Below are 14,214 nucleotides of genomic sequence, written 5' to 3'. Positions count from 1 at the left end.
GACGGGGAGGGAGGCTTCAGATCGTCGTGCGGGCCCTGAGTGCCGCCGTTAACGTGCCCTCGTCGAGATAATCGAGCTCACCGCCCACTGGCACGCCATGCGCAAGCCGGGTGATCTTGATACCGAGATCGGAGAGGCGGTCGGTAATGTAATGGGCGGTCGCCTGTCCTTCCACCGTCGCATTGACGGCGATGATGAGCTCGCGGATGCCGCCGACGCTGACGCGGTCGATCAGGCCCTTGATGTTCAAATCCTCCGGACCGACGCCGTCGAGCGGCGACAGCGTGCCGCCCAGCACGTGATAGGCGGTGTTCATCGCGCCCGCCCGCTCCAGCGCCCAGAGATCCGACACGTCTTCCACCACGATGATGACCGACTGGTCGCGCCGCTCGTCGGTACAGACAGTGCAGGGGTCGATTGTATCGACATTGCCGCAACAGGAGCAGATCTTCACCTTGTCATAGGCCTCGCCCATCGCATGGCCGAGAGGCCCAAGAAGCTGTTCCTTTTTCTTGATGAGATGCAACGCCGCCCGCCGCGCCGAGCGGGGGCCAAGCCCCGGCACTTTTGCCAGAAGCTGGATCAGTTTTTCGATTTCGGGACCGGTGACTCGTTTTGCCATGAGCGTTTTCTACTGCATAAATCGGGAAACGGGAATCATGAAGCGCAAAGGGCAGTCCATGAAAATACGGGCGGTGTGCCGGGGCGAGGCAAAAAGCCTGCCGGGAAAGACGATGAAGACGGGTATCTTCAAGCATCCCGTCCACGGCCCGGTCATGGTTGACGCGGAAGGCATCGTCAGCGACGCCGTCTGCAATCGCAAACATCATGGCGGGCCGGATCAGGCGATTTACGTCATGGGGTCAGTCGATCTCGATTTCTGGTCGCACTCTCTGCGCTTTGTCGTCGAAGCCGGGTTTTTCGGCGAAAACCTTGTTCTTGATGGCGTCGACAGCGCAAAACTCCATGTCGGCGACAGGTTCTTGGCCCACGAAGTCGTGCTGGAGGTAACCGCCGCCCGCATTCCCTGCGCCACTTTGTCGGCCCGCATCGGCGATCCCGATTTCGCACCGCGTTTCCGGCAGGCGGGCCAGCCGGGTTTTTATTGCCGGGTGCTGAAAGGCGGAATGCTTGCCGCCGGGGAGGATATCGCCTTCGAACCCTATCAGGGAACGAAACTGCCTATACCGACCATTCTCCAGCGCTTCCGTCCCATGCAGCTCACCATGGCTGAACGCGCGGCCTATCTCGAAACGCCGCTTGCAAGCCGGTTCCGCGCGATGCTGGAAGCCTAAAACCTGTCTTGACGCGAGGACGGCGTGCGTCACGCCATCCTCTTCGGTCGGATTATATCAGAACGGGAACTTCATGCCGGGCGGCAGCGGCAGACCCGCGGTCAGGCCGGCCATCTTTTCCTGCGCTTGTGCTTCGCCCTTTTCCTTGGCGTCCTTGTGGGCAGCCACGATCAGGTCTTCGAGGATTTCCACCTCGTCTTCCTTGAACAGCGAAGGATCGATTTTCAGGCCGCGCATTTCGCCCTTGCCATTGAGAATGACGGTCACCAGGCCGCCGCCAGCCCTGCCTTCGACTTCAAGGGCGGCGATTTCTTCCTGCACCTTCTCCATCTTGGACTGCATTTCCTTGACCTTGCCCATCATGCCCATGATGTCACGCATGTGCCAAACTCCTGTTCTTTTTGTTTAAAACTCGATGTCGTCGCCGGGAAGGATGTCGCCTTCGCTCGATTCGGCAACCGATGGCGGCGCGATCTCTTCCGCCTCATCCTGTGCGGCGGCGCGGATGCGCACGTCAGTAATTTTTGCGCCGGGAAACTGCGCCAGAATGGCGGCAACGTCAGGATCCTGACGCGCATCGACGAGGCGGGCATCCCGGGCATTGCTTTCGGCTTCAACAAGGGTCGGCTCGCCCTGTTCCTTGCTGAGGCTGACGATCCAGTGGATACCGGTCCATTCCTTGAGCTTCACGCCAAGTTCACCCGGCAGAGAGCCCGGCGCGCCTTCGCCGAGGCGCATATCAAGCCGGCCGGGCTCCAGCCGCACCAGACGCACGAAGCCGCGCACCTTGGCCCGCATGACGGGATCGCGGTTCTTCTGGCAGAGATCGGCAATATCCTGCACCGAAGTGACGGGAACCTTCGGCTCCGGCCGCTCTTCGGTTTTCGGTGCCGCGACCTGCATCTCCTGCGGGCGGCTGTCTGGAACCGCGCGCAGCACGGCGGAGGTTTGCGGTGTCGTCTGGCGCTGGGCGGGAAGATCGAGAGGTCTTCCCGCAGCCACCGCCTGTCCTGACGAATAGGCGCGCGCACCGCCGCCATTGCCGCCGCCCGAAGGTCCGCCATTGGCGTAACCGCCATCACCGTTCGAAAGCTCCAGCAGGCGCCGGGCGGCGTCTTCCGGAGCCGGCAGATTGGCGGCGTGCGAAAGCCGGATCAGCACCATTTCGGCCGCACCCGCCGGGCGCGAGGCATTTTCCGTTTCCGGAATGCCTTTCAGCAGCATCTGCCAGATGCGCGAGAGTGCGGTTACCGCAATCGTCTCGGCAAATTCCGCGCCGCGCACGCGCTCGATCTCGGAAAGCGAGGGGTCTTCCGCCGCGTCCGGCACATATTTCATGCGGGTGACGAGATGGGTGAAATCGGCAAGGTCGTTGAGCACAACGACAGGGTTTGCACCCGCCTCATATTGCCCGTTGAATTCCGAAAGGGCGGCCGCGACATCGCCTTTGACGACATGCTGAAAGAGATCGACGATACGTGCACGGTCGGCAAGGCCGAGCATGCCGCGCACCGCTTCCGCCTCCACGCGCCCGCCGCCGTGGGCAATCGCCTGATCGAGCAGGGAAAGACCGTCACGCGCAGAACCTTCGGCAGCGCGGGCAATCATCGACAGCGCCTGCGGATCGGCTTCGAAACCTTCCTTGCCGGCAATGGCGGTGAACAGGCCGACCAGATCGGCGGCGCTGATGCGGCGCAGGTCAAAGCGCTGGCAGCGCGACAGAACGGTGATCGGAACCTTGCGGATTTCGGTAGTTGCAAAGATGAATTTCACATGTTCCGGCGGCTCTTCAAGGGTCTTCAGAAGACCGTTGAAAGCCTGCGTCGAGAGCATGTGCACTTCGTCGATGATATAGACCTTGTAGCGCGCCGAAACCGGGCGGTAACGTACCTGTTCGATGATCTCGCGAATATCGTCGATGCCGGTATGGGAGGCGGCGTCCATCTCGATCACGTCGACATGCCGGCCTTCCATGATCGCCTGGCAATGTTCACCGGGAATGCGCAGGTCGATGGTCGGCTTGTCGATGGTGTCGGTCTTGTAATTCAGCGCACGGGCGAGAATGCGGGCCGTGGTCGTCTTGCCCACGCCGCGAACGCCGGTCAGCATATAGGCCTGCGCGATACGCCCGGTCTCAAACGCGTTGGTCAGCGTGCGGACCATCGGCTCCTGGCCGACCATCAGATCGGAAAAATCCTTGGGGCGATATTTGCGCGCCAGTACCCGGTAGCCGGTCCCGACCTGGGATTCGCTTGATGTGGTGGGTACGGTGTCGCTCATTGCCTCGCCAGTTTGTTTTGCCAGTTGTCTTGGGGCGCTGAACTGGCCCGGCGAAAGCTGAGCACGTCTTTTAAAAAGGGTGGGAGGCTGGCACGGCGACCCGTGCCGGGCTCGTTAGGGCTGCTTCCTTCCGGACCTGACCCGGTTGGCGAGTGGCTCGTCCACCACCAACCTCCCGGGGCCACATATCGGCAATATCGAAAGCAAATGCAAGCCAAGCCTTCAAAAAACTGCTATCACAATGAAAACAAACATGGAGGACACCTTGGAGACATTCCGGCTGGACGACAGACTGGCGCGCGACAGCGTGCTTGTGACGCGTTTGGGACTATGCGAACTGCGTTTGCAAAACGACAACCGCTGGCCCTGGCTGGTGCTGGTGCCGCAGCGAGACGGCGTCAGTGAACTATTCGATCTCACCCCGCTTGATCAGGCCGTGCTGACATTCGAGACCAATCTCGTCGCGTCTGCCTTGAAAGAAATCACCGGAGCCACCAAGATTAATGTCGGTGCTTTGGGCAATATCGTCCGGCAGCTTCATGTCCATATAATCGCTCGCAATGAAGGCGACACCTGCTGGCCGGGTCCCATCTGGGGCCACGGAACGCCTGTGCCCTATGCCGTGGGCGAAAAGGAAAGTTTGATGAAAAAAATCTCCGGCGCGCTCTGATGATTTCCATGAAAATTTTTGAAACCACTGCCCCCCATCCCGAAGCAAGCCTGCTGACAGCCTTTTCCAAGAACGCCCTCGACCGTTTTGCCGAAAAACGGTCGGAAGAGTGCGTTGCCGATGCGCTGAAGGTCGATGGCACCCATATTTTCGCTTTCTCGGGCAACCGGCTTGTCCTGAAGCATGACGAACAGGTCATCGACCCCCTGTTTTCCGCCTATGAGCTGGCTGAACTGCAGCCGGATTTCGACAACGCTGTCCTGCTCGGATATCGCGAAACCGGCGAGCCGAGAATTGCGGTGCCGGTTGCCGTTGCCGAGGATCAGCTCGCGAGCCACTACAAGCTCGCCGACGCCCGCACGCTTTATCGCGACCATCTTCTCGATGAGGAATTGCTGAGCGAGGTTGCCCAAGCCGTCAGCCTTACCCACTGGAACGCCGACAATCGGTTTTGTGGAAAGTGCGGCGGCACCATGGAACTGCGCATCGGTGGCTACAAGCGTATCTGTGCCGCCTGCAACCACACGATTTTTCCCCGCACCGATCCCGTCGTCATCATGATGACGATCGATATAGAGCGTGATCTTTGCCTGCTTGGCCGCGGTGCGCATTTTGCGCCGGGCATGTATTCGTGCCTTGCCGGTTTTGTGGAGCCGGGCGAAACCATCGAGCAGGCCGTCCGTCGCGAAACGCATGAAGAATCCGGTGTCGAAATCGGCCGCGTGCGTTATCACGCGTCGCAGCCTTGGCCGATGCCGCATACGCTGATGATCGGCTGTTATGCCGAGGCACTGTCTTTCGATATTGCCCGCGATGAGATCGAACTGGAGGATTGCCGCTGGTTCACACGGGCGGAAGTCGCCAAGATGCTGGAGACGGCGACGGGCGAGGGCTTTTCCGCGCCTCCGGGCGGCGCCATCGCGCACCGTCTGATGCGCGACTGGGTGGAATGGACGAAATAATCGCGTTCGGCAGGCTCAACCCTGGTTGAGCTTGCCGCGCATCGCATGGCCCTTGTAGACGCCGAGAATGCGGACTTTTTCGGAGAAGAAGCGCAACTCGTCCAGCGCATGACGCACCGGCTCGTCATCGGGATGGCCTTCAATATCGGCATAAAACTGCGTCGCCACGAATTTGCCGCCGAGTTGGTAGCTTTCCAGCTTCGTCATGTTGATGCCGTTTGTCGCAAAGCCACCCATGGCCTTGTAGAGCGCAGCCGGAATATTGCGGACATTGAAGACGAAAGTCGTGACGATGATTTCGTCAGGGGATTGACGCTTGGCCCAATTCTCATCGCGGGAAAGCACGACGAAACGGGTGACGTTGTTTTCCGAATCCTCGACATTTTCAGCCAGAATATCGAGGCCGTAAAGATCGGCGGCAAGACGGGGCGCCAAGGCTGCCATGCTGCGGTCGCCCTTTTCGGAAACCTGCTTGGCAGCGCCCGCTGTATCGCCGGCAATAACCGGCTTCCAGCCGTTGGAGCGGATGATCTTGCGGCACTGGCCAAGCGCGTGGATGTGGCTGTGGACGGTGCGGATCTCGTCTTTTTTCACGCCCGGCATCACCATCAACTGGAAGCGGATCGGCATGAAATATTCACCGATGATGTGAAGGCGCGATTCCGGCAGCAGGTGATGAATATCCGCAACGCGGCCGGCCAGCGTGTTCTCGATCGGGATCATGCCAAGATCGGCTTCGCCGTTTTCAATGGCGTTGAAGGCGTCCTCGAAGGTCGGGCACGGCAAAGGCTCCATGTCCGGGAACATGTCGCGGCAGGCCATGTCGGAATTCGCGCCGAATTCGCCCTGAAAGGCAATGCGTTTTGTGCTCAAGGTCATGGGACTGTCCGTTAGAGGGGTCTGCTTGCAAGAATGGTACGGGCTTTTTCCAGATCGTGCGGCGTATCGACGCCAAGCGGCACGGAGCGGACGATTTCAGCATCGATGCGCATGCCGGCTTCCAGTGCGCGCAGCTGTTCCAGCCGCTCGCGTTTCTCCAGCGGCGATGGCGGAAGGCTCACGAATGTCTCGAGTGCCGCGCGGCGATAGGTGTAAAGCCCGATATGGTGATAAAGCGGCCCGTCACCGTAAGGCGCGGTCGCACGGGTAAAATAAAGCGCGCGCAATCGCGTCTCGGAAAGCGGGCTGCCGACGACTTTCACGACGTTCGGATTGGTTTTTTCTTCCTCGTCGGTGATTTCGACCGTCAGCGTCGCAATGTCGACGGCAGGATTTTCCAGCGGGCGCAGCGAAGCGCGGATTGTTTCCGCCTCAATCGTCGGAAGGTCGCCCTGAACATTGATGACATATTCGGCCTTGCCATAAGGGTCGGCCTTCTGCAAAGCCTCGAAAATGCGGTCAGAACCGGACTGGTGGTCGTCGCGCGTCATCATCACATCGAAACCGGCATTTTTCACGGCCGAAAAAACCTGTTCGTCATCCACCGCGACGACGATTCGCTCGGCCCCTGCTTCACGTGCCCTCAGCGCAACCTGCACGATCATCGGCTTGCCGCCAATGTCCGCGAGCGGCTTGCCGGGCAGGCGTGTGGATGCCATCCGCGCCGGTATGAGGACGACAGCTTTCTCGAAATCCCGATTCTTCATCCGACACCCTTCAAATCCCGCCCGAAAAGTGTCAAAACGTCACGGTGTGGGGAGCATTATTCAAGTTGCGCAGGCTGTGCAAAAGCCATAGCTTTCGAGCAATTTCAAGATGCCCGTTATATATAGAGCGGATGCGAGGGAGCGCGTTTAGATGAATTCTTATGTAAATATGGGCGTTGGGGCGCTTTTGGGCACGGTTTTCGTCCTGATGTCGGTGTCAATTGCGTCTGAGGGCATTTTCCATGCGCCCGCGCCCGAAAAGGAAGGTTACGCCATTGCTGCGGCAGAGGGTGGCGGCGAAGCAGGTGGCGGAGAAACCGCTGCCGCGGCGACGCCGATCGCACAATTGCTTGCGAACGCCGATGCCGCCAAGGGCGAGACGGTCTTCAAGAAGTGTACGAGCTGTCATACCGGAGAGAGTGGTGGTGCAAACAAGGTCGGCCCCAATCTCTTCGATATCGTCAACCGGCCGATCGCCAGCCATGAAGGTTTCAGCTACTCCGCAGGGATGAAGGACTTCTCCAAGGGCGGTTCCGTGCATTGGGATTACGATCATCTCAGCTTCTTCCTCGAAGCTCCCAAGAAACACGTTCCCGGCACGGCCATGGGCTTTGCGGGTGTGAAGAAGGAAACGGAACGCGCCGATCTCATCGCTTATCTGCGGACGCTGTCGGCAAACCCGGCGCCACTGCCGGATCCGGCTGCCGCTCCCGCGCCGACGAACTGACGAATTCATGTTTCATGAAAAAGCCCGGCAGCGATGCCGGGCTTTTTTGCTTCTGGCGTGCATCCGGCGTTTGAAAGGTCAGAAACCTTTGCCGCCACGCAATTCGGAAATGACGGTCCCGACCATGATCTTGATATCCAGCCAGACCGAAAAATTCTCGACGTAATAAAGATCGGAAACGATCCGGGCGCGCGCCTTGTCGCTGCGGTCGGTCGGGCCACGTAATCCCCGCATCTGGGCAAGACCGGTAATGCCTGGCCGCACCCGGTGCCGCATATGGTAGTGGGGAACAAGGTCCTCATAAAGACGGCCAGCCGCCAGCATGCCGATGGCATGGCAGCGTGGGCCGACCAAAGACATGTCGCCTTTCAGCACGTTGATAAGCTGCGGCAGCTCATCAATATTTGTACGGCGGAGAACGGCGCCGATACGTGTTATCCGTGGATCGTTCTTCACCGTTTGTGCCACGCCGGTGGCGTCGCCCAGTTCGGTTCTCATCGAGCGAAATTTATAGACGCGGATTTTGCGGCCGTTCATGCCCCAGCGAACCTGCGAGAACAGGACCGGCCCCTTGCTGTCGAATTTGACCAGAACCGCAACGGTCAGCAGGACCGGGGCGAGTGCAACAAGGGCGATGGACGCCCCTGCAATGTCGATTGTTCTTTTGAGTGCGAACTGTCCGCGCTGGAACGCCGAGATATTACTTTCCAAAACGGAAGGTTGCGTTTCCGAAGCTTCAAAAGTGGCTGCCGTGGAATAGGGAGCGCCGTAAAAAACGGCATGCGATGAGCCTTTAGTACCCAGCATAATATAGAGCCCTGAAAAGTTATTCTGAAACAAGAAAATTAATTTATATGAACGATTAATAATTCATTTACCGTAAAAAGTCATCCGAAATGTAACCGTCTTTGCGCAAATGGCAATCTACGGTTAATGCGTCTGCACGCATATGTTGCGAGCCGAGCGCCATCGCCGCCCGTGGCTGCGGATCGGGCGTCATCAAGCCTTTGGAAAGGGTGAATGGCCAGCCGGCAGTGAGATCGCCAATACCGCTCGCCGTCCCGGGAAATCGGTCTGCCGGTGACCTGAAAAGTGGTCAGTTCCCCATCAATATATCAAGCAGGGTCGTCTGCTTCGGCCCGGATGTGGCGGGCGCCTGACCGCCGATATCGGCTGGCGGCACGGGTCCGTTTCCGGCTGAGTAGCCGGGTTCCATGTCGCGTGAGGGAATGTTTGTCGGCGGCATGGGCGCACCCGGCTGACCGGCGTTTGGCGAAACGGGTGCCTCGGGATAGGCGCGGCTATTTGTGGAGCCTCCGCCAAGCGCATTGGAAATGATGTCGCCGATGGAGGAGGGTGCATTTTCAGGTGCCGGCTGCTGCATTTCCTCAAGGGATGGTACATTGCCAGCGCCAAGCCCGAAGAGGGGCGACGGCGAGAGCCCGGAATGGGCGGCGGTCATGAAATCCTTCCAGGCCTTTGCCGGCAGCCCGCCGCCGGTGACCTTTTTCATCGACGTGCCATCGTCATTGCCGAACCAGACGCCCGTGGTCAGGTTGCTTGTGTAACCGACAAAAAGTGCGTCGCGGAAAGACTGTGTCGTGCCGGATTTTCCGGCCGCCTGCCAGCCTTGCAGGCGCGCGGCCTTTCCGGTGCCTTCGGTGATGACGCGCGACAACATGCCATTCATGGTCGCGGCAATTTCTTCACTCAGCACGCGCGGCGGATTGTCGTATTTGTTTTCATAGAGCACCTTGCCGTCTGCATCGGTGATGCGCTTGACGATATGGGGTGTCGCCTTGTAGCCGCCGTTCATAAAGGGGGCGTAGGAGGCGGTCAGCTCCATCAGCGATACTTCCGAAGTGCCGAGCGCGATGGAAGCATTGTTCTGCAGCTCGGATTCGATACCCATGCGATGCGCCACCTGGGTCACACGATCCGGACCCACTTCCATCACCAGCTGCGCGGCAATGGTGTTCAGCGAATTGGCGAGCGCCGTGGCAAGCGTGACTTCGCCACGATATTTCTTCTCGTAGTTTTCCGGTGTCCAGTTTCCGATGCGGACCGGGCCGTCATTACGAATGGTGTAAGGCGTAAGCCCCGATTCGAGCGCGGCGACGTAAACGAAAGGCTTGAATGCCGAGCCGGGTTGCCGTTTCGCCTTGGCGGCGCGGTTGAACTGGCTTTCGGCATAATCCGCCCCGCCCACCACGGCCCGGATCGCGCCCGTACCATCGATGGAAACGAGAGCCGCCTGCGAGGCGCCCTGCTTCTTGCCGTCTCCCTGCAGAACATGGCTCAGCGCTTTTTCCGCATCGCGTTCAAGATTGGGGTCGATGGTCGTGTCGACGACGATGTCCTGCTTGACGTCGCCAATCAGGCCGCGAACTTCCTCCAGCACCATATCGGCGGCATAATGCTCGGCGCCGGACCAGAAACGTTTGGCCTTGGTCGGCGGCTGCGACATGGCGGTCTTGATCTCGTCATCGGTGATGAAGCCGACATCGCGCATGGATTGCAGCACGACCTGCGCCCGCTGTTCAGCCGCCTGCGGGTCGCGCGCCGGTGAAAGGCGCGAGGGCGCTTTGAGAAGCCCGGCAAGTGTTGCGGCTTCACCAAGATTAACGTCGCGTGCGGATTTGTTGAAGTAGCGCCGGGAGGCGGCTTCAACGCCATAGGCGTTGGACCCGAAATAGACGCGATTGAGATACATCGCGAGGATCTGGTCCTTGGTGTATTTATGCTCCAGCCAGAAGGACAACAGCACTTCCTGAACCTTGCGCTCAAGCGTCCGGTCCGGCGAAAGGAAGAGGTTTTTCGCCAGCTGCTGCGTCAGCGTCGAGCCGCCCTGCACGGTCCGCCCCGTCAGCACATTGGTGACGATGGCGCGCCCAAGACCAAGGGGATCAACCCCGAAATGCGAATAAAACCGCCGGTCCTCGATCGCCATCACCGCTTGCGGAATGTACGGCGACATGTCTTCGAGCGCGAGGGCCTCGCCACCCGTGGTGCCGCGATTGGCAAGCACGCTGCCGTTCACTGACACGATCTTCACATTTGGCGGGCGTTCGGGAATGGACCAGCTGCTGGCGCTCGGCATGCGCGCGCCATAATAAAAGACCAGACCGGCAATGCCGATCCCACCCCAGATGCCAAGCACGATGCACCAGTAAATCAGGGAACGGATCATGCCCGTCGTGCCACGGCCGGAGCTGCGGCTGCGCTTTTCCCTTTTTTGCGATTTGGCGCGACCGCTGGCCGGCTTTGATTTCTTGGCAGGCTGTTTCGCTGTTCCGCTGATACGCTCGCTGGCATCGAGGCGCAGGTCATCGCCGGACTCGTGGAAATCCCCGAAGGAAGGTTCTACCCGTTCGCGTGATTTGCCCTTGCCTGCCATTCAGCCGAAGTCGCTCCTTATTCGCGAAACCGCGCGCATCCCACCATGGATTTGAGGCTTCTATGCCTGCGCGATCCTTAATCCACGATGAAGAGTTTAAATGCGGCAATTTAAGGCGGGGTTAAGTCCTGAAAGGATCAAATCGGCGTCATTGGCAGACGTCGACCCATTCCGCCCGCGTCAGTCGCGCCATCATGTCGGGTGAAATCCGCACCGCCGCATTGGTGGCGCCGGCTGCCGGAACCACCTCGGTGTAGTTTTTGAGAGAGATGTCGCAAAACACCGGAAGCGGCGAGGGCAGCCCGAAAGGGCAGACGCCACCAACGGGATGGCTGGTTACCGCAACCACCTCTTCAGGTCCGAGCATGCGCGGTTTGGCACCGAAATGATCGCGGAATTTGCGGTTGTCCAGCCGTTTCGTGCCGGCGGCGACGACGAGAAGAATGGTGTCACCCGCCTTCAGGCAGATCGTTTTGGCGATCTGGTCTGGATCGACGCCGTGTGCTTCGGCAGCCAGCGCAACCGTCGCCGAACTCGCTTCGGTTTCGATTACGGCCACTTCAGGTGACTTCTCGGTGAAAAAGGCTCTGACGGATTCGATGGTCATGCGTATTTATTAGGCGGTAAGTGGAGAGGCTTCAAGATGCCGTCAGATAGCTATGCATTTTGCGCAATGCTGCGCTGCAATGAATCGTCTGTTTTTTGAGCGGGTATCCTGTAAATTCAAATCATCGAAGCGACGCACTCCTCCTCCCAGCGTCGCCCGATTGGACTGACAATACTCCTCCTCCCAATTGTCAGTCAGTTTCAAGAACCCGGCGCACCTCCTCCCGCGCCGGGTTTTTGCTGTTTAAGGGCTTGTTTCCCGCGCCTTTCATTTTCCGTTGGTTCACAAAGCTCGCCCCGGTTTTCAAAGAAACTTGACTTTTCGCCCCTGCCAACCTAGGTGTTCGCCCATCGATATTTGTTTGACGACCAGAGCTTCGGCACCTTTTTGAGGTGCGCACGACGATCTTTCCTTCAAATTCGACCTAAGACCGCACTGCGTGCAGTGCAAATACAATTTGCCAACGGAAGGAAATCGTTATGGCGACTGGTACAGTAAAGTGGTTCAACGCAACCAAGGGCTACGGCTTCATTCAGCCTGACGACGGTTCGCAGGACGTCTTCGTTCACATCTCCGCAGTTGAGCGCGCTGGTCTGACCGCCCTCAACGACGGTCAGAAGCTCTCCTACGAGCTGATGCAGGATCGTCGCTCGGGCAAGATGTCCGCAGGCAACCTCGTTGCTGCCTGATTAAGCGCTCTGGCCCTGAGGGGCCATTGACATCAAATGAAAGGCCGGATTTTTCCGGCCTTTTTCTTTTGCGGAGACCACCTGCAACCGACCGGTCTTGAAAAAGGCAGGTCGCATACCAATATAGGGTTCAACGGTGTTCCGGACAGGAACCGTCAGGCTGGCATGTCTAAAAGTGCCGCTGTTGTCGCGTTAACCAAAGATTAACCGAAACAGCTGATCCTGATGGTGAAAGCAGCGTCGACACGATCGACGCGCTCAGGAACATCAGACCGTTTGAACGCTTTGACCACGGATGTACTGGCACTGACGAAAAAACGGATGGAAAGGTCGGGCTTGCCCGGCCTTTTTGTTTTTGGCGTCCAAAAACAAAATGAGGAGGCGTCGGATAGCCGGCGCCCCCTCTCTATTTGATTACTTCGCTGCGAGCGCGTCGAGAATGCGCACCCAAGAGCGGATGCCCTTGTGGAAAGACTGCAGGTCGTATTTTTCATTCGGCGAATGAATGCGGTCATCGGTGAGGCCAAAACCGACGAGCAGCGAATCCATGCCCAGCATCTTCTGGAAATCGCCGACGATCGGGATCGAGCCCCCCATGCCGATCACGACGGCGGGTTTGGGCCACTCTTCCGAAAGCGCATTCTTGGCCTTCGTCAGGACGGGTGAATCATAGGAAAGCTGGATGGCCGGCGATGCGCCGTGCTCATGAAACTCTACCGAGCAATCCGCCGGGATTTTCGAGCGTACATAGGCCCGGAAGCTCTCACGGATGGCTGCCGGGTTCTGTTCTCCAACAAGGCGGAAGGAAACCTTGGCGGAGGCCTTGGCGGCGATCACGGTCTTGAAGCCGTCGCCGGTATAGCCGCCGATAATGCCGTTTACCTCCGCCGTCGGACGCGCCCAGGTCTGCTCCAGCACGGAGCGACCCTTTTCGCCGGAAGGTACTGAAAGGCCGACCTCACCGAGGAAGGCCTCTGCACTGCGGCCCAGCGTTTCCCAGGAGGCCTTGATATTGGCAGGGGTTTCCTCCACGCCATCGTAGAAGCCGGCAAGTGTCACCCGGCCGGTCTCGTCATGCAGGCCGGCGAGAATATCGGTCAGGATGTGGATGGGATTTGCGGCAGCGCCACCGAAAAGGCCGGAATGCAGATCGCGGTCGGCTGCGGTGATGACGATCTCCTCGCCGACCAGGCCACGAAGGGCAGCGGCAATGGCGGGCGTATCGCGGTCCCACATGCCGGTATCGCATACCAGCGCGTAGTCGGCCTTCAACTCATCGGCATTGGCTTCAAGAAATGGCTTCAGGGACGGTGAGCCGGATTCTTCCTCGCCTTCGAAAAGAATGGTGACGCGCACCGGCAGGCCGCCATTGACCGCCTTATAGGCGCGGCAGGCTTCCACAAATGTCATGAGCTGGCCCTTGTCGTCAGCCGTCCCGCGCCCGGTGATCACCTGCAGGCCAGCGCCGATATCCTTCACGGCAGGCTCGAACGGATCATTTTCCCAGAGATTGAGCGGATCGACCGGCTGCACATCGTAATGGCCGTAGAAAAGCACATGTGGTGCGTCTTTCGTGGCTGCGTCGTGATGCGCCACCACCATCGGATGGCCGGCCGTATCGCGAACGGAGGCTTCAAAACCCAATGAGGAAAGGCTTCTCACCAGCCATTCCGCCGCCTTGCGGCATTCCGCCTTGTAAGCAGGGTCCGTGGAAATCGACGGAATGCGTACGAGTTCGAACAGCCGCTCGAGGCTGGAGGTAAGGTTGTCGTCGGCCGTGGAAAGAATGGGGGAAACGTCTGTCATCGCTGATCCTGTCATGTCTGTCGTGACCCGGCGATAAGACGAAACATCCGGGCATCGCGCATCGCGGGAAACAAGGGGCAGGCGTGCCGTGAATCGGCAAACGCGCAGCCGCCGGAACGATAGAGCAGTTCGAGA

14 protein-coding genes and 1 other RNA gene are annotated in these 14,214 nt (G+C 59.1%); 5 read left to right on the top strand and 10 right to left on the bottom strand.

Going from position 1 to position 14,214, the window contains the following annotated elements:
* Positions 1–16: 16 nt before the first annotated feature.
* Positions 17–622, bottom strand: a complete 606-nt coding sequence (gene recR, locus AC1ROR_RS12610) for a recombination mediator RecR (protein WP_035219695.1) — start codon at positions 620–622, stop codon at positions 17–19.
* 37 nt (positions 623–659) lie between these two features.
* Between recR and AC1ROR_RS12605 the strand changes: the two genes are divergently transcribed.
* A complete protein-coding gene (locus AC1ROR_RS12605; RefSeq protein ID WP_498589570.1) occupies positions 660–1,295 on the top strand; it encodes an MOSC domain-containing protein in 636 nt (211 codons plus the stop codon).
* Between the two features lie 57 nt (positions 1,296–1,352).
* Here AC1ROR_RS12605 and AC1ROR_RS12600 read toward each other — a convergent pair whose 3' ends face one another.
* The 3 genes from AC1ROR_RS12600 to ffs all read right to left on the bottom strand — a co-directional run bounded on the left by AC1ROR_RS12600 (position 1,353) and on the right by ffs (position 3,751).
* Positions 1,353–1,676 (bottom strand): YbaB/EbfC family nucleoid-associated protein, encoded by a 324-nt coding sequence (locus tag AC1ROR_RS12600; RefSeq protein ID WP_003507179.1) that lies wholly within the window; start codon positions 1,674–1,676, stop codon positions 1,353–1,355.
* Positions 1,677–1,700: 24 nt separating this feature from the next.
* Positions 1,701–3,575 (bottom strand): DNA polymerase III subunit gamma/tau, encoded by a 1,875-nt coding sequence (locus AC1ROR_RS12595; RefSeq protein WP_498589569.1) that lies wholly within the window; start codon positions 3,573–3,575, stop codon positions 1,701–1,703.
* Positions 3,576–3,654: 79 nt separating this feature from the next.
* Positions 3,655–3,751: signal recognition particle sRNA small type (ffs, locus tag AC1ROR_RS12590), an RNA gene on the bottom strand.
* Between the two features lie 65 nt (positions 3,752–3,816).
* On the opposite strand from ffs, the gene AC1ROR_RS12585 reads away from it, so the two are divergent.
* Entirely contained in the window at positions 3,817–4,245 is a 429-nt protein-coding gene (locus AC1ROR_RS12585; RefSeq protein ID WP_035219691.1) for an HIT domain-containing protein, read from the top strand.
* Complete coding sequence (gene nudC / locus AC1ROR_RS12580; protein ID WP_080722940.1) at positions 4,245–5,207, top strand: NAD(+) diphosphatase; 963 nt, start codon at positions 4,245–4,247, stop codon at positions 5,205–5,207. Before AC1ROR_RS12585 ends, nudC begins: the two co-directional genes overlap by 1 nt.
* 15 nt (positions 5,208–5,222) lie before the next feature.
* Here nudC and AC1ROR_RS12575 read toward each other — a convergent pair whose 3' ends face one another.
* Positions 5,223–6,086, bottom strand: coding sequence for a prephenate dehydratase (locus tag AC1ROR_RS12575; protein ID WP_035219689.1), 864 nt, complete (start codon positions 6,084–6,086; stop codon positions 5,223–5,225).
* 11 nt (positions 6,087–6,097) lie between these two features.
* Positions 6,098–6,853 (bottom strand): 3-deoxy-manno-octulosonate cytidylyltransferase, encoded by a 756-nt coding sequence (locus AC1ROR_RS12570; RefSeq protein ID WP_003492983.1) that lies wholly within the window; start codon positions 6,851–6,853, stop codon positions 6,098–6,100.
* Between the two features lie 151 nt (positions 6,854–7,004).
* Here AC1ROR_RS12570 and AC1ROR_RS12565 point away from each other — a divergent pair, with 151 nt between their 5' ends.
* On the top strand, positions 7,005–7,580 hold the full coding sequence (locus AC1ROR_RS12565) for a c-type cytochrome (RefSeq protein WP_035219687.1): 576 nt from the start codon (positions 7,005–7,007) through the stop codon (positions 7,578–7,580).
* Positions 7,581–7,658: 78 nt separating this feature from the next.
* Here the strand turns inward: AC1ROR_RS12565 and AC1ROR_RS12560 are convergent, their stop codons facing one another.
* The 3 genes from AC1ROR_RS12560 to AC1ROR_RS12550 form a co-directional block, all read right to left on the bottom strand.
* A complete protein-coding gene (locus tag AC1ROR_RS12560; protein WP_003492987.1) occupies positions 7,659–8,387 on the bottom strand; it encodes a sugar transferase in 729 nt (242 codons plus the stop codon).
* Between the two features lie 289 nt (positions 8,388–8,676).
* Positions 8,677–10,977 (bottom strand): transglycosylase domain-containing protein, encoded by a 2,301-nt coding sequence (locus tag AC1ROR_RS12555; protein WP_498589567.1) that lies wholly within the window; start codon positions 10,975–10,977, stop codon positions 8,677–8,679.
* A 148-nt stretch (positions 10,978–11,125) separates the two neighbouring features.
* Positions 11,126–11,584 carry a YbaK/EbsC family protein gene (locus AC1ROR_RS12550; protein WP_035219682.1) on the bottom strand — a complete coding sequence of 153 codons (459 nt, stop codon included), beginning with the start codon at positions 11,582–11,584 and terminating at the stop codon, positions 11,126–11,128.
* Positions 11,585–12,063: 479 nt separating this feature from the next.
* On the opposite strand from AC1ROR_RS12550, the gene AC1ROR_RS12545 reads away from it, so the two are divergent.
* Positions 12,064–12,273 (top strand): cold-shock protein, encoded by a 210-nt coding sequence (locus AC1ROR_RS12545; RefSeq protein ID WP_003492998.1) that lies wholly within the window; start codon positions 12,064–12,066, stop codon positions 12,271–12,273.
* A gap of 414 nt (positions 12,274–12,687) precedes the next feature.
* Here AC1ROR_RS12545 and AC1ROR_RS12540 read toward each other — a convergent pair whose 3' ends face one another.
* Positions 12,688–14,079: a dipeptidase gene (locus AC1ROR_RS12540; protein ID WP_498589566.1), complete on the bottom strand. Its 1,392-nt coding sequence runs from the start codon at positions 14,077–14,079 to the stop codon at positions 12,688–12,690.
* Positions 14,080–14,214 lie beyond the last annotated feature (135 nt).

It is taken from the genome of Agrobacterium sp. GW821-FHT14E08 (assembly GCF_058803865.1).
This window is presented reverse-complemented; position numbering and strand designations above follow the sequence as displayed.